Below are 16,392 nucleotides of genomic sequence, written 5' to 3'. Positions count from 1 at the left end.
CGCGATGCGCAGCACGAAAACCATTCATGTCATCTCCGCCCACGCCGAAGGCGAGGTGGGCGATGTGATCGTCGGCGGCGTTGCGCCTCCGCCGGGCGAGACGATCTGGGAACAGAGCCGCTGGATCGCCCGAGACCAGACCTTACGCAACTTCGTCCTCAACGAACCGCGCGGCGGTGTCTTCCGCCACGTCAACCTGCTGGTGCCGCCAAAGCACCCGGAGGCCGATGCCGCCTTCATCATCATGGAACCGGAAGACACGCCGCCCATGTCCGGTTCGAACTCGATCTGCGTCTCCACGGTGCTCCTCGACAGCGGCATCCTCCCGATGCAGGAGCCGGTGACGGAGATCACGCTCGAAGCACCGGGCGGTCTCGTGCGCGTCCGTGCCGAATGCCGCAACGGCAAGGCCGAACGCATCTTCGTGCAGAACCTGCCGAGCTTTGCCGAGCGGCTGGACGCAAAGCTTGAGGTCGAGGGACTCGGCACGCTGACGGTCGACACCGCCTATGGCGGCGACAGCTTCGTTATCGTCGATGCTGCCGCGATGGGCTTCGGCCTCAAGCCGGAGGAGGCCCATGACATCGCCCGCCTCGGCGTGAAGATCACCAACGCCGCCAACGCCCAGTTCGGCTTCCACCACCCCGAAAATCCCGACTGGCGGCATTTTTCCTTCTGCCTCTTTGCGGGTCCCGTGGAGCGCACGGCGGAGGGCCTGCGCGCCGGAGCGGCCGTCGCCATCCAGCCGGGCAAGGTCGACCGCTCGCCCACCGGTACGGCGCTTTCGGCACGCATGGCCGTGTTGCACGCCCGCGGCGAGATGGGCCCGGAGGACAGGCTGACGGCGGTATCGCTGATAGGCTCGACCTTCGCAGGCCGCATCGTCGGCACGAGCGAGGTCGGCGGTCGGCCGGCGATCCTGCCGGAAATATCGGGCCGCGGCTGGATTACAGGCGTTCATCAGCACATGCTCGACCCTTCCGATCCCTGGCCCGAGGGGTACCGGCTGACCGACACCTGGGGCGCCCGCTGAGCCGATTCGATCGCGGCAAGGAAGACGGGACACGGGACGCTGCCGGGCAGTCGTAGTTTCGGTTGCGATCTCGACGCGCGGCAGCGTGTGGCGGTTGCGTTCGGGATGACCTGCGACCGTCGCTTCGCTATATTGAGGTCGAAGAGGAATTCCTGAAGCGCACCAGATTGCTGCCGACTGGGTTTTCGAGCGCAAGATCGTGTTGCAGCAGGTTGCGGTCACGGACCGGGTCGTAAAAGTCTGATCGCGCCGAAGGTGCCAGATCGGTTGGCTCCGGCCAATGCGGATTTGCCCATAACTCACGTATCGGCCTGTGCCGCCGTCAGATGGCGGCACTGCCGATGCCAAGAGACGGAGATACAGAATGGCGGATCACGACCATCACCACGAACACCACGATGGAGAGGACCGGTGGAAGCACGACGGCGTTCGCGTCATCAAGGGCGACCAACTTGATGACAACACGCCACAGACGCCCGGCATGTACCGGCAGGCCGCCATCAACCACGCTCGTGTCGGCGCACAGAAGATCTGGGCGGGCACCGTGGCGATCGAACCAAATGCCAAAACCGGCGTGCATCATCACGGTCCGCTTGAAAGCGTGATCTTCGTCGTTCGCGGCAAGGCGCGCATGCGGTGGGGCGACCGGCTCGAATACGTGGCGGAGGCCGGTCCCGGCGACTTCATCTACGTGCCGCCCTATGTCCCGCACCAGGAAATCAATGCTGATCCCGACAACGTGCTCGAATGTGTGCTGGTGCGATCCGACAACGAGGCCGTGGTGGTCAACATCACCGATGTCGATCCGGTGGAAAAGCCGGAGGAAGTCTATTGGGTCGATCCGATCCACAAACATCCGGGTTGATGGTTTCCGAACGGACCTGAAGGATGCTGGTTTTCCGAGCCGCTGGACCGTGGTCTGAGCCGCATGCGATGCAAGAGCGTCATGTCATTGCAGCGCCTCGACGAAGCGGACGATGTCGCCGACCATGCGGGCGTCCCAGAGGTCGTTATGCCCGGAGCCGTCGTAGATCAGCATCTGCTTGGGCTCGGATGCAATGGCATATAGGGCCTCGCCGGAAGACAGCGGGATGATCGCGTCGCTCCGGCCGTGGATAAACAGCTTCGGTTGCCTCACCTCTGCAATTCTCAAATCCGAACGGAAAGGATCCTTGAGAAGAAGGCTGACCGGAAAAAATGGGTAATGCGCCTGTGCGAGTGACAGCACCGACAGGTAGGCTGAAACGAGAATGGCGGCGGAAGCAGGTCTTTTCCGGGCCGTATTTACAGCGACGCCGCTTCCGAGCGACTGACCGAGCACAACGATCTCGCTTCCAGACTTTCCCGCGAGCCAGTCGAACGCGGCAAGGCCGTCGATGAGCAACCCGGCCTCGCTTGGCATGCCGGTTGATCCGGGATAGCCGCGATAGGAGATTGCGAGCAGGCCGATGCCCCGCGAGGCCAGCGCCTCGGCGAGGAAGTCGTAGTTGTCGATACGATCAGCATTGCCGAGAAAGAACAGCACGGACGCCTTGCCGGGTTCACCCCGGCTGTAGCGCCCGTGAAGCGTCTCGCCGTCAGGCGTCCTGATAGAAACGCTCTCCCCCCAACTCGCGGGCTCCAGAGTGGGTGTGCGGCTTGCGCCGGGATAGAGAATGGTGCGCTGCGACATATATGTCAGGCCGACCACCGACATATAGGCGAAAGCCGCCATCAGGGATAACATCAGCAGGAGTTTTGTGGCAGTCACGACAATATCCACCCGCGGCTCCATCAAACATATATGGCACCGGCAAGCTGTCTACCATGTGCCGCGGGAAGATGCCGACTGGCATGAGGCGCGGTCTCCCGCTTTCGTTTGATGGACAAGTCGGCGCCGTGGCAACGGTGAGCGCGCCATGCAAGTTCACGTCGAGACCTATATCGAGGAAGGCGGCGCCGAAAAGCTTCGCCGATTCTATCTCAACGGCCGGCCGATCGAAGTGACCGAAAACCTCGATCAGTGGCATGGTGCCGACTACCGATACTTCAAGGTCAGGGGCCGCGACGGCCATGTTTACCTTTTCCATCGGGACGATTTTTCAATGGAGTGGGCGCTGACCATGTACCAGCGCTCCGATCTACAGGGAGACGGCGACCCGTGATTGCCCCTGGGCGGAATCCGCAAAGCCGCCGACAAACTTAAGCTCCGACCGGCGCCGCTAATCTTCACCGAATGGCAGGCTAGAGCATCCCGCTTTCAAGTGGCACCACTGAAGGCGGATAAGATGCTCTAGAATCAAAGTGCTAGAGCGTCCTTTGTGCGTTCATTTGAACGCACGGTGCTCTAGTTATGTCATTCTACGAACGGTCCAGAGCGACCGGCCCGCATGGGCGATTCCAGCCACGAGTCGAAGGCGTGGATTGTCCTTGAGTCGCTCAGCCTCGACCGCGTCGAGAAGCAGGACCTCATCATCGGTTTCGTTTGCATTCGGGGTAATCCAGCAGCGCTTATCCTCGCAGCAAAGCCCGGCTTCCGGATTTTCCTGGAGGTACTCGATCGCATATTCAGCGTCCACTTTTCTCGGCCCAGGGTCGATGTTCATTGCTTCTCCTCCGTCCGATCGCTTGGGAACTATGCTTGATTATGCGCCTGTTTCCTGGCTTTGAGCACGCTGGAAGTAACGGTCGTCCACCTAACGCGCCGGTTCGGAATGTCCTTTTGGATGACGCGCCGCCGGTCCGTGCCGATCACTAAATAATCTGACAGCGGCGGGCGCGGCCTTGCGTCAGAGTCCTCTCACGAAACCATGAGAGGAGATAATCAAATGCTGGACAGCATTTCGACTTACGAGAACCAAGCCCACGTCGTGTCGAAACTGATCCCGCCGCAGCCGAAGGTTCCCGCCTTTGTGGCGCTCGAAGGGCGGGGCCCAGCCTTTCGGCTGCTCGCTCGGCTTGCCCGATGGATGGATACGCGGCGCGGACGTTTGGACCTGCTTCAGCTTTCCGACTATCAGTTGAAGGATATTGGCCTCTCCCGCGGGGCCGCCTATAACGATTTCTACAAACGCGACTAGAGGCGGGCGGAAGACGGCGCATAGCTTTCCTTATTCCCGCTCGAGCAGGACCGCCATGTCCCAGTTTTCGTGCCAGACGATTCTCGCGACGTCGACCGTCACGCTTCGAGACGTGGTCTGCGACGGATCATGCCGCGGCAGGAGTGCGGAGGAATGCGCGCATTCGACGAGCCTGGTCTATCCATATCGCGGCGTTTTCATGCGGCATGTCGGCAGGAGCGATACCGTAGCCGAATCGAACCAGGTGCTTTTCTTCAATCACGGCGAAGAATACCGCATCAGCCATCCGATCGCGGGCGGCGACGCCTGTCTCGATGTGAAAGTCAGCGAAGAAGTCCTTGCGGAGCTCGCGCCGCCGCCGCAACTGCGTTCCGGCGCAAATGTTTCGTTCAGGCGGCAGCGCCGGAGGATCGATGCGCGCGCTCAGGCGCTGGTCGCACTGTTACGCCATAGTCTTGGCCGCGGCATTGCCGAGACGCTGGAAGCCGAGACCCTTACGCTGACGCTTATCAGGCGCTCTCTCGGCGAGCCGACTTCGCATGGAGCGGCCGGCACCTATGGCGGTAGAAAATTGGTCGATCGGGCGAAGCTGGTGCTCTCGGCCGATCTTGGCCGGCGCTGGACGCTGGGCGAGGTGGCGAAAGAGGTCGGCGTCTCGCCGGTCTATCTGACCCAGCTCTTCCAGCAGGTCGAGGCCATGCCACTCTACCGCTATCAGTTGCGTCTACGATTGGCGCGGGCCTTGGACCTGCTCGGTTCGTATCATGATCTGACTGCGCTCGGTCTGGAGCTCGGCTTTTCCAGCCACAGCCATTTCAGCTCCGCCTTCAAGCAGGCCTATGGTCGCACGCCGGCCGAATTTCAACGCACGCTTCGCCTTCGTTAAAGCGCGTCGCGCTCAAGCGCATCAGGTCGCTAAAAAATCTGACAGCGCGATGGAAGCAGGCATGGTCTTCTTGCCGGCGTCGAAGCAACGACGAAAGAGGAGAGCGAACACATGACCCCGAAAACCTGTGCAGCCTGCGATTGCGAGCTTGATCAGCAGAGCATCAAGGTCAAGCTGGGCGGCAAGACCGTCGAAGTCTGCTGCGAGGAATGCGCCACGGCAATTGGCGAAGCCGAAGCGGCGAAGGCCTCAGCCAAAGCCGAGAGGTAATCACCGAAATTGCCTCCAGCGCCGCGCGTCCTATCAAACGTGCAGGGACGCTGCAGCCCCTTTGAATTGCTGCCGCCAAAAAAGCGAGCCTGCTCGGCATTGAGCAGGCTCGCTTGTCGTTATTGCGTCGACGTCCGTCCGACGCCGTAAAACGCAGGGCCTCAGGTGCGGGGCTTGAGGTTCTCCGGGTCGTAGAGCGGCTTGTAGCCGACGCCCCCGACTTCGACGGGATAGGTCTCGCCGAAATATTCTACCTTGAGCTTGCGACCCACCTGGCAATGGGACCAGGGAAGATACGCCAGCGCGATGTTCTTGCCGATCGTCGGACCGTAGGCGATCGAGCTCGTGAACGAGCGGCGGCCGAGTTCGTCGACGAGCGTCTCGCCGGTCTCCGGATCCATGACCGGCAGGATGCCGACCGGATAGCGGGCGACGCCTTTGGAATCGACATTGTCCGTCATAACCAGCGTGCAGAGCATCGCCGGCTGATGCGCGCGGGCGCGATGTTCGAGATGTTTGGCCTTGCCGCGGAAATCGGCCTCCTTGACCTTCGGGCGGGCGAGATCGGCTTCGAGCAGGTTGTATTCGGTGAGGAGATCGGCGTTCTGCAGCCGCAGGCTCTTCTCCATGCGGCGGCTGTTGGCATAGGTCTCGACGCCGAATGCCATTACGCCGGTTGCCCGGAGTGCATCCCAGACGACGAGCGCATCGCCATAGGCCATGTGCAGTTCCCAGCCCTGTTCGCCGACATAGGAGATGCGGAATGCGGTCACGTCCTTGCCGGCGACCCGGATCGGCTTGATCGCGGCGAAGGGGAAGTTCTCGGGCGTCAGGCCCTCGGGGTTCTCGACGACCTTCTGCAGGGTCGTGCGTGCGTTCGGTCCCCAAAGGCCGATCGTCACGTATTTCTCGGTGACGTCGGTGACCGTCACGTTGAAGCCCTTCTCCTCGGCAACCCGGCGCGCGTAATGGAAGTCGCGCGGGCCGGCGTCGGCACCGTCGATCACGCGGCAGCGGTCCGCCATACGGATGACGGTCAAGTCGGCGCGCACCATGCCCTCGTCATCGAGGAAGTGGGTGTAGATGCCCTTGCCGATATTGGCGTCGCCGCCGATCTTGGCCGCGCAAAGCCATTCCATCAGTTCGACATGATCCGGGCCCTCGACGTCGAACATGTAGAAATGCGAGAGGTTGACGATGCCGCAGTCCTCGCTCATGGCGAGATGCTCGGCATTCGACACGCGCCAGAAATGGCGGTTGTCCCACTCGTTTTCACGCACCGGGACGCGGTCGCCGTATTTCTCGAGCAGGTGCTCGTTGGCGGCGTAGCCGTGGGCGCGCTCCCAGCCGCCGAGCTCCATGAAGTAACCGCCGAGCTCCTTCTCGCGCTCCCAGAAGGGCGAGCGGCGCACGTCGCGGCCGGTGTCATAGGGCTCGCGCGGATGGACGGCCGGATTGTAGATTTTTCGCGCGGCCTCGCCGCAGCGGCCCTCGATGAACTTCTCCTGGAGCATGTGCGGGTAGAAGCGCGAGTAATCGATCTTGTTGTGGTCGATCGAGGTGCGACCGTCGGTCATCCAGTCGGCGACGAGCTTGCCGAAGCCGGGACCGTCCTTCACCCAGATGGCGACGCAGTACCACAGGCCCCTGACCTTCTGGCTTTCGCCGACGGAAGGCCCGCCATCGGTCGTCACCTGCAGCAGGCCGTTGAAGGAGTGGCTTTCATTATAGCCGAGCTCGCCGAGGATCGGCGTCAGTTCCATCGCCCGCTCCAGGGGCTCCAGGATCTGTTCCATTTCCAGGTCGCGCTGCGAGGGCGAAAGACGGGCTTCGTGCTTTTCGAGAAGCTCGCGCGGATGGCAGAGCCGCGGGTTCGTCTCTTCGTAATAGCCCCATTCGATCTGGCCGCCCTCGGCGGTCTTGGGATCGCCGGTGTCGCGCATATAGGCTGAGTTGCCCTGGTCGCGCAGAAGCGGCCAGCCGATCTCCTTGCCGGTTCCTTCGAATTCGTTGTAGGGGCCGAAGAAGGTGAGCGGATGGTCGACCGGCATGACAGGCAGGTCTTCGCCCACCATTTCCGCGATCAGCCGGCCCCACAGCCCGGCGCAGACGATGACGTAATCGGCCTCGATCGTGCCGCGGTGCGTGACCACGCCCTTGATGCGGCCGTCCTTGACGATGAGGGACTGGGCCGGCGTGTTGGCAAAGGCCTGGAGCTTGCCAGCGGTGACGGCCTGGTCGACCAGCTTGCCGGCAACGGTCTGCGAGCGCGGGATGACGAGGCCGGCGTCCGGATCCCAGAGCCCGCCCTGCACCATGCCTTCCTCGATCAGCGGAAACTTCTCCTTGATCTCGGCCGGTTCGATGAGGCGCGCGCGTGTGCCGAATGCCTTGCCGGAGGCGACCTTGCGCTTGATCTCATCCATGCGGCCGTCGTCGCCGACGCGGGCAACTTCAAGGCCGCCGACGCGGGCGTAATGACCCATCTTCTCATAGAAATCGATGGAGTAGAGCGTCGTCCAGCAGGACAGGAAGTCGTGGCTGGTCGCGTAGCAGAAGTCGGAGGCATGCGCGGTCGAGCCGATGTCGGTCGGGATGCCGGATTTGTCGATGCCGACGATATCGTCCCATCCACGCTCGATCAGGTGATGCGCGATCGACGCGCCAACGATACCCCCGAGTCCAATGATTACGACCTTCGCCTTTTGCGGAAACTCTGCCATGAGTGCGACCCTAGTTGGTGTTTGGCCGGATATTAGAGCGTGCTGCGACGCCGTTTGAGCCTGTCTACGACATAATCATCGTGCTGCACGACTAGAGTGATGCGGGCCACGAATCGGCGCAGCATGAAGATCGGCGTGAGCATGCCACTGATGTCGCGAGGAAAACACCGGCGAGAGCGGGGGAAGGCTGCATCGCTACGGGAAATCCGGCAAGGTTCGCCTGCGCCATCAAACGCGACATCTCTAACCTGCTTTTGGGGCGACAGTACTACAGTGCGGCGCATCTAGTTAAACGTTCCCTTGATATCGGCAAAACCCTTGCTGTTGAGCACTGCGTCAGGAAATGGCAGATCCTAAAGCGGCGTCGTGATCCCCGTGGCTTCGGCTTGTGGCCAGGCCAGCATCGGGCCAGACAAGATCGTATGATTCGTGGCCGGCGCGAAGCGCTTCAGTTCGCAAATTGCATGGGCTCATCCTAAATTAGTATCTCTTTAGGTTGCGCTTGATATCCTTGGCAACCGTGGCAGAGTGCCGGCAGGGCTGAGGGGGATTGAAGATGTCGGATGTCTACGCTGCGTCCCGCCGGGCGCCGATCGAGATCGAGGGCAAGCTTGCGTTCGTTGCCCTCGTCTACACCACGGCTGCGATGATCTTCTCCTGGGAAGCGTACCTTCCGCTTCTGAAGCAGTACGCGGTGACGCATTTCATCGCGCTGCCAGGACTGCTTTTTTTCGTGCTGATCACGGGATCGATGATCGTTGCCCCAGGCGCTCCAATCCAGTTCCTGAAACAGTCCCTGCGTGAACGATGGCGAGGGGCGGTCGTGACGACCGTCATCTTCTGCTTCTCGGTCACCGCGTTCTCAACCTTCAAGCACCACATCCCCGCTGCGGTGCCTTTCTTCGCCGACAGGCCGCTTGCCGATCTCGACGACTTGCTGTTCGGCAACCAACCGTGGCGCCTGCTGCATCAGATCAGCAGCCCCGCGATCGGTCCACCGCTCTATTTCCTGTACGGCAACGTCTGGTTTGCGCAGCTCTTCGGCACCTTCCTGCTGGCGCTCTTCCTCACTGATGCCGATTTGCGGCGGCGGTATCTTGTGGCGTTCACGATCTCAGCCATCCTGCTCGGAACCGTTCTGCGTGTGGCAGGAGCGTCGGCTGGCCCGATCTTCTACGACAGGATGTTCGGAGGCGACCGTTTCGCCGATCTCATCATCGCGCTGTCATCCGAAATCGCGGGTCGAAAAATGCTCGATGCCGCCAACTACCTTCACTCGGCATACCTGAGCGATGACGCCGTGTTCGGTTCCGGCATCTCGGCGATGCCGAGCATGCACGTCGCGATGGCCGTGCTGAATGCCCTGTTTCTCTCGTCTCTCAATAGATGGGCTGGCGCGCTTGGATGGGCGTACGCCGCCTGCATCATGTTCGGATCTGTCTATTTCGGCTGGCACTATGCGGTCGATGGCTTTGTGTCCGCTGTTGCAATGTTCGCGATTTGGCACGTTGCAGGTCGCGTCGCCAACACCGCCGCTACAGGAAGCTAGTTAAGGGACGCGGGCGGGCGCGGAGCGCTCTCATGCGGCGGGGCGAAGCGCTATCGCGGCGAGCGCTGCGAAGACCATGATCACGCCGTAGGGGATCTTGCGTGTTGCGCGGATTTCCTCAATGCGCATGAAAAAGGACAGGTGCGCCAGTTGCAGCGGCATCGGCAATCTCAGCACCAGCACTGTGAAAACGCCGACGATCAAAAGGTAGACGGCGAAGGGCAGCATGGCGTGCCAGCCGATGAAGAGCCCGATCGGCAGGAAGAGCTTGGCGTCGCCGGCGCCGAAGAGGCGGAAGAGCCAGAGAGCAAAACCCAGTGCAAAGAGCAGGAGGCCGGCTCCGACATCGCCGCCGATCCCGTTGAAGGAAAAGAGCGCGGCGCCGATATCGTCGGTCGTCAGTAGCGCCACTGCGGCATTGACGGCATAAAGGCCGACCAGAGCGAGAACGGCGGCATTCGGGATCTTCCAACTGCGGAAGTCGCTCCAGGCGGCATGGAGGAAAAGTAATACTGATAGAACAGTAAAAATGTTGACTGTTTGTATCATGTTTCGCTTTTCTCCTTCGTTTTTTGCGTGATGTCACCAATAAAAGCGATTGACTCGCAGTTTTGCTAAGTCTTTCGGATTAGAAAAATATCAAGAAATATTTCCGTGTGTCGCATTGCGGCAGACGAGCTGCGAAATATTCAATCATGAGTCCGGTCTCGATTTTAACCATAAAATATAGATGTCGGAACAGGCTACATTTCAGTAGTTGACGATATAATAATTAAGGGATTATTAATCATGATAGTCGGAGAGGTGGTCTCGATGACCGGCGGGCCGGGGGAAATGCGGTACGCCAAATATTTTGGAGGTAATTTCTCGATGAAAGCTTTGGTGTCTACAGTATCCGCTTTCGCGCGGGAAGAAGATGGCATTGCGCTGTCAGAATATTTGATCCTTCTTGGCCTGCTCGTTGGCGGCGTGCTTGTGGCAGTTCAGACGACCAGCGGTAAACTTGCCACCGCTTGGAATGACTGGGGCGCTTTCTTCACCTTGCTCGGTAAAGAAGCGCCGACGACGATCTAGTTAATAAGGGAGGAGAGGGGTTTATTAACTCCTCTCCTCTAATTTAGGTTTTGCGGATGGAAATGCTCTGTCCAGTGTAGCGAGTATCGGCGATGCGTTCTTCGACGATTATCAGTCTTGTTATTGCATTTGTTCTTGCGGCCGTCGCGGTCTTCGCCACCCGCACCTATCTCGCCGACCAACAGGCACGGCTCGTAGCGGCCGGTAAAAAAAAATCGGATGAAAAGACACTTGTCGTTGCTGCGAAGCCGATGCGCTTCGGTGACCGGGTGCGGTCTGAAAATCTGAAAGTCATTCCCTGGCCGTCTGAAGAACAGCCGGAAGGTTCGTTCCAGACGATCGAGACGGTCGTCGGAGACGATAGCCAGCCGCGTTATGCCATGGAGGCGATCGATCCCGGCGAACCCGTGCTTGCCTCGAAGATCACCGGCGCCGGTGAACGAGCGACTCTGTCGGCGGCGCTCGACCAGGGCATGAAAGCAGTTTCCATCCGCGTCAACGACGTGCTCGGCGTAGCCGGTTTCGTGCGGCCCTCCGATCGCGTCGACGTGCTTCTGACCCGAGTCGTTCGTCAGCAGAACAACAGTGAGCAGACCTATGTCGATGTGCTGCTTCAGGGGGTAAAGGTGCTGGCGGTGGACCAGACGGCGGACGAGCGCAAGGACGAACCCTCCGTCGTCAAGACCGTCACCTTCGAGGTCACGACCGACGAAGCGCAGCGCCTGACGCTCGGCGCCACGATCGGCACGCTGTCGCTCGCGCTGCGCAATATCGCTTCCTCCAATGTCGAACAGACCCGTCCGATCACCATTGCCGATCTCGGCGGCGGCTTGATTTCGACCGAACTCGCCAACAATACTGACGACGGGCGATTCGAGACGATCGAAAAGCTTGTCCGCAAGGTCGGCGACGAGTTGGGGAGCCGGATCGACTCTGTCGAAGGCAAGATGAAGCAGCCTGTTCGCGAGAAACAGGTGCAAATCGTCGAGCGCAAGGTCGAGCCCGTCTTGCCGGTGGAGCCGAAGTGGGCGACCGTGGGCGTCTGGAACACGACCAAACGTGAGGAGCACCGGGTGGGCCTGATCCAGTGATATCAAATGCGGCCAGCCGCTAGGGGCGGCGGGCCGGACTGCGAGGAGAGGGGCTGAGGCAGGAATGTTGAGGGGAAGCATGAAGGGGGCGGCGAGAGCCAGGTCCCTCGCGGCAGTGGTCGCGGCAATTTCGGCCTTTGGCCTCCTGGGACCCGGATCAGCCGGGCAGGCGGATGCCCAGGAAAAGTTCATCAACCTCGGCGGATCCGTGCAGCAGGTGACGCTGCCGCCGAACGACACGATGACGATCAGAACCGCCAAGCCGTTCGGCGATCTGGTCATCGGCAGCGCCGCTCTCATCGACGTCGTGCCGCTCTCCGACCGGTCGCTCTTCATCCGCGGCAAGCAGATCGGCGCCACCAATATCTCGGTCTATGACGACGACAAGAACCTTCTCGGCGTCATCGATATCCGCGTCGCCAGCGATTTCAGCGAAGCGGCGGCGGCCATTCGTTCCGCGGCGCCCTCGTCACAGGTCCGGGTGTTCAATTCCAACGACCGCATCCGCCTGACCGGCACCGTGCGCGATGCCGTAGAGCTGCAGCGCGTGCTGGAGATCGCCCAGTCCTATTCCGAACAGCCGGTGCTGAACCAGTTGCGCGTCGCCGATTCCCAGCAGGTCATGCTCGAGGTCCGGGTGATCGAGGCCTCGCGCCAGACCGGCCGCGACCTCGGTATCGGCTGGTCCGGGCAGGGCAGGAACGGCATCGGCAAGGCCACGACCAGCCAGGGTATCAGCGTCGATGACGACGGAAACCTTGTCCGCACACTCGAAGACGCCGCGGGCGCGGCGACCGGCATGCAGCCGTTCGGGCAGCTGATCGCCAAGGTGCTGGAGATTGCCGGCGGTCGGATCGACGTCGTCATCAATGCGCTGGAGCAGAAGGGACTGGTGCGCCGGCTGGCGCAACCGAACCTGATCGCCATGAGCGGCGAGACCGCGAGCTTCCACGCCGGCGGTGAGGTGCCGATCCAGACGACGGTGGCCAACGGCGCGACGGTCGCGACCGAAACCGATTATCGGCCCTTCGGCGTCAGGCTCACCTTCACGCCGGTGGTGCTCGACAGCGGGCTCATCAGTCTCAAGATCGAGCCGGAAGTCTCGGAGCTCGATACGTCGATCAACGTCAACGGCAATCCCGGCTTCATCTCCCGCGCGGCAAAGACCACGGTGGCGCTGCGCGACGGCCAGAGCTTCGCGATGGCCGGGTTGCTGCAGGCGGTCAATGCCAAGGACGTTCAACAATTGCCGTGGGTGTCGCAGGTTCCCGTAATCGGCGCGCTGTTCCGCTCGACGAGCTTCCTGAAGCGGGAGTCCGATCTCGTCATCATCGTAACGCCGCACATCGTGCGGCCGTCCGCACCCGGCGAGGACCTCTTCAGCCCGCTCGACCAAACGCGCTCGTCGAACGACTGGGAGCTTTTTGCCCTCGGCATACTGGAGGTCGACAAGGACATGCTGCGCCGCTTTCGCAATGGCGAAGGCGTGAAGGGGCCCTACGGCCACCGTCTCGATCTGGATGTGGGAGGCCAACTTGCCATTGCGAAAAGATAAAAGCGCACTGCTGGTCATGGCCGCCGCGAGCCTCCTTTCCGGCTGCGCCGATTACCTGAACCACAGGGATTCGATCACCTTCGGGCTTGGAAACGCGGTGGAGGCCAACAAGGGCATCCACACGCAGGATCCCTTCCCGAGGGTAGCGTATAACACTCGCATTCCGAGCGACGGCAAGGTGATCAACCGGGTCATCCGCAACTATCAGGGCGCGGGGCAGAACGGTGCCGCGCCGACGCCCACGGCTGTGATCCTGCCGGGGGCCACGATGCCTCCCGGAGCAGGTGGCGGCAACAACGGCGGCAACGGCGGGGGATACTGACGGTGGTCGCAAGACAGAGTGAACGGCGGGGGCGCCGAAAGGGAATGTAACAGAACAGCACGGCGGACGAACCGCCGCGATCCGAGGGGCATGCCAATGTTGCGTAAGGCTATCAAAAGCTTCTGGGACGACCGTCGTGGCTACGTCATCGCCTTGACGCTGATTTCCATGCCGCTGCTCCTCGGCTTCTCCCTGCTCATCATCGATGTCGGGCGCACCGGCAATCTCCACACTGATCTCCAGAACGCCGTCGACGCCATGGCGCTCGCTGGCGCCCGCGAACTCGACGGGCGCGACGATGCGATCGACCGAGCGGACGCCGCGATCGAGACGCTCGCCAACAGCGCCGCCTTCGGCGGTGGCGGCGCGGGCATGTCGCTCGGCTCCTACATAACTGTCGCCTACGATGCGGGTGATGATGCCGCAAGCACGGTCACCGTTACCTATCTAAAGGAAATTCCCGCGAGCGACGACGATCCGATCACTGGAGCCATGGTGGCAACGACAGCGAGCGAGGCGTCCTATGCCCGCGTCGTCGCCAAGGATCAGGCGATGACCACAATCTTCCCGCTTCCCGTGGGGTTCAACCGCGACACGATCAACGTTTCCGCCGAAGCGGTGGCCGTCTACCGGGCAAGCGCCTGCGACGTGACGCCGATCTTCATCTGCAATCCGTACGAGCCTGCGGGCAACACCAGCGAAACCTTATCCGAGGAGGCCGCGGAAGCGCTGCACGACAATTTCGCGGCCGGCAATCTCTACGGGCGGCAGATCGAGCTTCACAGCACTTCCTCGTCCAATCCGGGGCCGGGCAATTTCGGCTTCCTCAGGACGCCCTTGGGCAACGGGGCGTCGGAGCTCGCGGAAGCCCTTGCCACCGGAAACCCGGGCACCTGCTACACGCAGGACAATCTGGACACCGAAACGGGTGCGAAGGCAGGCCCCGTCGAAGACGGCGTCAATACGCGCTTCGGCTTTTACTCATCGTCGTTCAATAAAGTGAATGGCGACCCCCGCTATCGCCCCGCCCAGAACGTGCGATCGGCTCAGGCACAATCGGGCAACGGCAACGGAAGCAAGGCCTGCGACAGCTATTCGCCGGTGATGGTCGGTGACGTTGTCGGCGACCCCAGCAAAGCCCTGCCGCTAGGCTATGGCGCTACGATGACCGCCCTCGGCGGCGGCAAGGTTAGCACCGGTAACAACTGGCAGTACGGCACATACTGGAACGTGGCGCAGGGGACCGCCGCGCCCTCGGTGAGCACGATCCTCAGCAACCATTCAAGCTATCCGGCGGGCGGCGCCGGGCCGACCCAGCCTTCCGCCTACGACGTCTATCGTTACGAACTCGCCAACCCGGCGCTCATAAGCCACGCTTCCGCGAACGGCGAGACCGGCACCCCCACAATAAGCAACCAGTGTTATTCCGGTCCCGACCTGTCGGACTACACGGACCCGGAATACGGTGACCGCCGAGAGATTTTTTCGGCCATCGTCAATTGCGGTTATGAAGCGTCCGTCGGTCACCTGAACGGTCACAAAGCCACCCGCGCCGTGGCCTTCGCCCGCATGTTCCTGACCAAGCCGGCGATAAAGCAGAGCGACGAGCGCTACCTTTCGCTGGAAATGATCGACATTACCGGAAAGGGCGGACGCGGCACACTCGACGAATTCCTCCGGGAAGAAGCGGAGCTGGTCAGATGACGGCGCTCCGAAACTTCATCCGCCTTCGGTTCTGTCCGAGCTTCCTCGCGAGGGAGGAGGGCGCGGTGCTTGCCGAGGCGCTGGTGGCGGTGCCGTTCGTCACGCTCTTTGCCGCGGGCATCCTGGAATTCGGCAATATCTTTTGGGAGCGGATGCAGATCGACGCCGGCCTGCGTGATGCCGCCCGCTATATGTCGCGTTGCCGGCAGACAGAAACCTTCGTTTCGAACTGCAGTGCAAGCACAGCGAAGCTGATCGCGTTTTATGGGACGCAAAGCCCGGCAGCGAATGCGAAGTTGCGCGTTCCCGGCTGGGGGCCGAATCTTGCCGATATTGTCGTGGCCGTTAACGCCAAGGGCAATGTCGCCGTCGATGCGGACGGTAACTTCACCATTTCCACGACGCATCAATACGAAGCCTCGCCCCTGTTCGGCTGGCTCGGCATCGACGCCATCACCATCAACGCCTCGCACGAAGAGAGGTATATCGGATGGTGAGATCGCGACCGTTCGCATCGTTCAGGCAGGACGAAAGCGGGATTGCACTTTCCGAGGCCCTGCTCACGTTTCCAATCGTGCTGCTGGTATTCGCCGCCTTCGTCGAGTTCGGCTACGCCATGTCGCAGTGGAACCAGACGGTCAAGGCGCTGCAATATGGCGCTCGGCTCGCGGCGGTTTCCGATCCACTGACTTCGGACTTCGACGAAGTCTTCCCGGCGGAAGCGGACAATCCGTTGAACAACGGGACGGCGACACCCAACAATTCGGCGATCTCCTCCACCTGCGGGCCAGCTCTTGCGAACTGCAGCGCCGAATTGACCCGGATCGTCACGGGGAGCGACGGCAATTGCGCGGTCGGCGACCCGCGCCCCGGTATCTGCGATCTCAACTGGCGGATCCAGCCGGCAAATCTGGTGGTGACCTATCAGCGCTCGGGCCTCGGCTATTGGGGTCGGCCCGAGGGGCCGGTGCTGACCATGCGACTGGAAGTCCGCAACATCACGTTTGACCTCCCCATGCTCGGCGGTCTGCTCGGGCTCGATGAAATTACCATTCCCGCCCATCCGGTGACGATCACCACCGAAGACCTGAAGACGTGCTCAACCTGCTGAACCCTTGATAGTGCG

Annotated in this window: 18 protein-coding genes; 14 read left to right on the top strand and 4 right to left on the bottom strand. The window is 61.5% G+C overall.

Features of this window, described 5'->3' with window-relative positions:
- Positions 1-4 precede the first annotated feature (4 nt).
- Complete coding sequence (locus QN222_RS13290) at positions 5-1,033, top strand: trans-3-hydroxy-L-proline dehydratase (protein WP_283964818.1); 1,029 nt, start codon at positions 5-7, stop codon at positions 1,031-1,033.
- 364 nt (positions 1,034-1,397) lie between these two features.
- Positions 1,398-1,898 (top strand): cupin domain-containing protein, encoded by a 501-nt coding sequence (locus QN222_RS13285; protein WP_283964819.1) that lies wholly within the window; start codon positions 1,398-1,400, stop codon positions 1,896-1,898.
- Between the two features lie 84 nt (positions 1,899-1,982).
- On the opposite strand, the gene QN222_RS13280 is transcribed toward QN222_RS13285, so the two are convergent.
- Positions 1,983-2,783 (bottom strand): alpha/beta hydrolase, encoded by an 801-nt coding sequence (locus QN222_RS13280; protein ID WP_283964820.1) that lies wholly within the window; start codon positions 2,781-2,783, stop codon positions 1,983-1,985.
- A gap of 148 nt (positions 2,784-2,931) precedes the next feature.
- Here QN222_RS13280 and QN222_RS13275 point away from each other — a divergent pair, with 148 nt between their 5' ends.
- Positions 2,932-3,177 (top strand): hypothetical protein, encoded by a 246-nt coding sequence (locus QN222_RS13275; protein WP_283964821.1) that lies wholly within the window; start codon positions 2,932-2,934, stop codon positions 3,175-3,177.
- Between the two features lie 186 nt (positions 3,178-3,363).
- Here the strand turns inward: QN222_RS13275 and QN222_RS13270 are convergent, their stop codons facing one another.
- Positions 3,364-3,618 (bottom strand): hypothetical protein, encoded by a 255-nt coding sequence (locus QN222_RS13270; protein WP_283964822.1) that lies wholly within the window; start codon positions 3,616-3,618, stop codon positions 3,364-3,366.
- A 222-nt stretch (positions 3,619-3,840) separates the two neighbouring features.
- On the opposite strand from QN222_RS13270, the gene QN222_RS13265 reads away from it, so the two are divergent.
- From QN222_RS13265 to QN222_RS13255, 3 genes are all read left to right on the top strand, one after another.
- On the top strand, positions 3,841-4,092 hold the full coding sequence (locus QN222_RS13265) for a DUF1127 domain-containing protein (protein ID WP_283964823.1): 252 nt from the start codon (positions 3,841-3,843) through the stop codon (positions 4,090-4,092).
- Positions 4,093-4,147: 55 nt separating this feature from the next.
- The gene (locus tag QN222_RS13260) at positions 4,148-4,978 is read left to right on the top strand and encodes an AraC family transcriptional regulator (RefSeq protein ID WP_283964824.1); all 831 of its coding nucleotides are present in this window, start codon (positions 4,148-4,150) and stop codon (positions 4,976-4,978) included.
- A gap of 111 nt (positions 4,979-5,089) precedes the next feature.
- Positions 5,090-5,248 (top strand): hypothetical protein, encoded by a 159-nt coding sequence (locus QN222_RS13255; protein ID WP_283964825.1) that lies wholly within the window; start codon positions 5,090-5,092, stop codon positions 5,246-5,248.
- 161 nt (positions 5,249-5,409) lie between these two features.
- Here the strand turns inward: QN222_RS13255 and QN222_RS13250 are convergent, their stop codons facing one another.
- Entirely contained in the window at positions 5,410-7,971 is a 2,562-nt protein-coding gene (locus QN222_RS13250; protein ID WP_283964826.1) for an FAD-dependent oxidoreductase, read from the bottom strand.
- A gap of 556 nt (positions 7,972-8,527) precedes the next feature.
- On the opposite strand from QN222_RS13250, the gene QN222_RS13245 reads away from it, so the two are divergent.
- Positions 8,528-9,520 (top strand): phosphatase PAP2 family protein, encoded by a 993-nt coding sequence (locus tag QN222_RS13245; protein WP_283964827.1) that lies wholly within the window; start codon positions 8,528-8,530, stop codon positions 9,518-9,520.
- Between the two features lie 30 nt (positions 9,521-9,550).
- Here QN222_RS13245 and QN222_RS13240 read toward each other — a convergent pair whose 3' ends face one another.
- The gene (locus QN222_RS13240) at positions 9,551-10,069 is read right to left on the bottom strand and encodes a prepilin peptidase (protein ID WP_283964828.1); all 519 of its coding nucleotides are present in this window, start codon (positions 10,067-10,069) and stop codon (positions 9,551-9,553) included.
- A 321-nt stretch (positions 10,070-10,390) separates the two neighbouring features.
- Between QN222_RS13240 and QN222_RS13235 the strand changes: the two genes are divergently transcribed.
- From QN222_RS13235 to QN222_RS13205, 7 genes are all read left to right on the top strand, one after another.
- Positions 10,391-10,594 (top strand): hypothetical protein, encoded by a 204-nt coding sequence (locus QN222_RS13235; protein ID WP_283964836.1) that lies wholly within the window; start codon positions 10,391-10,393, stop codon positions 10,592-10,594.
- Between the two features lie 92 nt (positions 10,595-10,686).
- A complete protein-coding gene (gene cpaB / locus QN222_RS13230; RefSeq protein ID WP_283964829.1) occupies positions 10,687-11,685 on the top strand; it encodes a Flp pilus assembly protein CpaB in 999 nt (332 codons plus the stop codon).
- A 64-nt stretch (positions 11,686-11,749) separates the two neighbouring features.
- On the top strand, positions 11,750-13,240 hold the full coding sequence (locus QN222_RS13225) for a type II and III secretion system protein family protein (protein ID WP_283964830.1): 1,491 nt from the start codon (positions 11,750-11,752) through the stop codon (positions 13,238-13,240).
- Entirely contained in the window at positions 13,206-13,562 is a 357-nt protein-coding gene (locus QN222_RS13220; protein WP_283964831.1) for a pilus assembly protein, read from the top strand. Before QN222_RS13225 ends, QN222_RS13220 begins: the two co-directional genes overlap by 35 nt.
- A gap of 96 nt (positions 13,563-13,658) precedes the next feature.
- The gene (locus QN222_RS13215; protein WP_283964832.1) at positions 13,659-15,266 is read left to right on the top strand and encodes a Tad domain-containing protein; all 1,608 of its coding nucleotides are present in this window, start codon (positions 13,659-13,661) and stop codon (positions 15,264-15,266) included.
- On the top strand, positions 15,263-15,763 hold the full coding sequence (locus QN222_RS13210; protein WP_180939202.1) for a TadE/TadG family type IV pilus assembly protein: 501 nt from the start codon (positions 15,263-15,265) through the stop codon (positions 15,761-15,763). Before QN222_RS13215 ends, QN222_RS13210 begins: the two co-directional genes overlap by 4 nt.
- Positions 15,757-16,377: a pilus assembly protein gene (locus QN222_RS13205; RefSeq protein ID WP_283964833.1), complete on the top strand. Its 621-nt coding sequence runs from the start codon at positions 15,757-15,759 to the stop codon at positions 16,375-16,377. Before QN222_RS13210 ends, QN222_RS13205 begins: the two co-directional genes overlap by 7 nt.
- Positions 16,378-16,392: the final 15 nt, after the last annotated feature.

Origin of the sequence: Sinorhizobium sp. 6-70 (genome assembly GCF_030124375.1) — a bacterium.
Classification (GTDB): Bacteria; Pseudomonadota; Alphaproteobacteria; order Rhizobiales; family Rhizobiaceae; genus Sinorhizobium.
Note: the sequence above shows the minus strand (reverse complement) of the source record. Positions and strands in the feature narration are given on the sequence as shown.

Bases quoted from the DNA above. Each gene is read 5' to 3' on its own strand.
- QN222_RS13290 (WP_283964818.1), top strand. From the start codon at position 5: ATGCGCAGCACGAAAACCATTCATGTCATCTCCGCCCACGCCGAAGGC.
- QN222_RS13285 (WP_283964819.1), top strand. From the start codon at position 1,398: ATGGCGGATCACGACCATCACCACGAACACCACGATGGAGAGGACCGG.
- QN222_RS13275 (WP_283964821.1), top strand. From the start codon at position 2,932: ATGCAAGTTCACGTCGAGACCTATATCGAGGAAGGCGGCGCCGAAAAG.
- QN222_RS13270 (WP_283964822.1), bottom strand. From the start codon at position 3,618: ATGAACATCGACCCTGGGCCGAGAAAAGTGGACGCTGAATATGCGATC.
- QN222_RS13265 (WP_283964823.1), top strand. From the start codon at position 3,841: ATGCTGGACAGCATTTCGACTTACGAGAACCAAGCCCACGTCGTGTCG.
- QN222_RS13260 (WP_283964824.1), top strand. From the start codon at position 4,148: ATGTCCCAGTTTTCGTGCCAGACGATTCTCGCGACGTCGACCGTCACG.
- QN222_RS13255 (WP_283964825.1), top strand. From the start codon at position 5,090: ATGACCCCGAAAACCTGTGCAGCCTGCGATTGCGAGCTTGATCAGCAG.
- QN222_RS13250 (WP_283964826.1), bottom strand. From the start codon at position 7,971: ATGGCAGAGTTTCCGCAAAAGGCGAAGGTCGTAATCATTGGACTCGGG.
- QN222_RS13245 (WP_283964827.1), top strand. From the start codon at position 8,528: ATGTCGGATGTCTACGCTGCGTCCCGCCGGGCGCCGATCGAGATCGAG.
- QN222_RS13240 (WP_283964828.1), bottom strand. From the start codon at position 10,069: ATGATACAAACAGTCAACATTTTTACTGTTCTATCAGTATTACTTTTC.
- QN222_RS13235 (WP_283964836.1), top strand. From the start codon at position 10,391: ATGAAAGCTTTGGTGTCTACAGTATCCGCTTTCGCGCGGGAAGAAGAT.
- cpaB (WP_283964829.1), top strand. From the start codon at position 10,687: ATGCGTTCTTCGACGATTATCAGTCTTGTTATTGCATTTGTTCTTGCG.
- QN222_RS13225 (WP_283964830.1), top strand. From the start codon at position 11,750: ATGTTGAGGGGAAGCATGAAGGGGGCGGCGAGAGCCAGGTCCCTCGCG.
- QN222_RS13220 (WP_283964831.1), top strand. From the start codon at position 13,206: ATGTGGGAGGCCAACTTGCCATTGCGAAAAGATAAAAGCGCACTGCTG.
- QN222_RS13215 (WP_283964832.1), top strand. From the start codon at position 13,659: ATGTTGCGTAAGGCTATCAAAAGCTTCTGGGACGACCGTCGTGGCTAC.
- QN222_RS13210 (WP_180939202.1), top strand. From the start codon at position 15,263: ATGACGGCGCTCCGAAACTTCATCCGCCTTCGGTTCTGTCCGAGCTTC.
- QN222_RS13205 (WP_283964833.1), top strand. From the start codon at position 15,757: ATGGTGAGATCGCGACCGTTCGCATCGTTCAGGCAGGACGAAAGCGGG.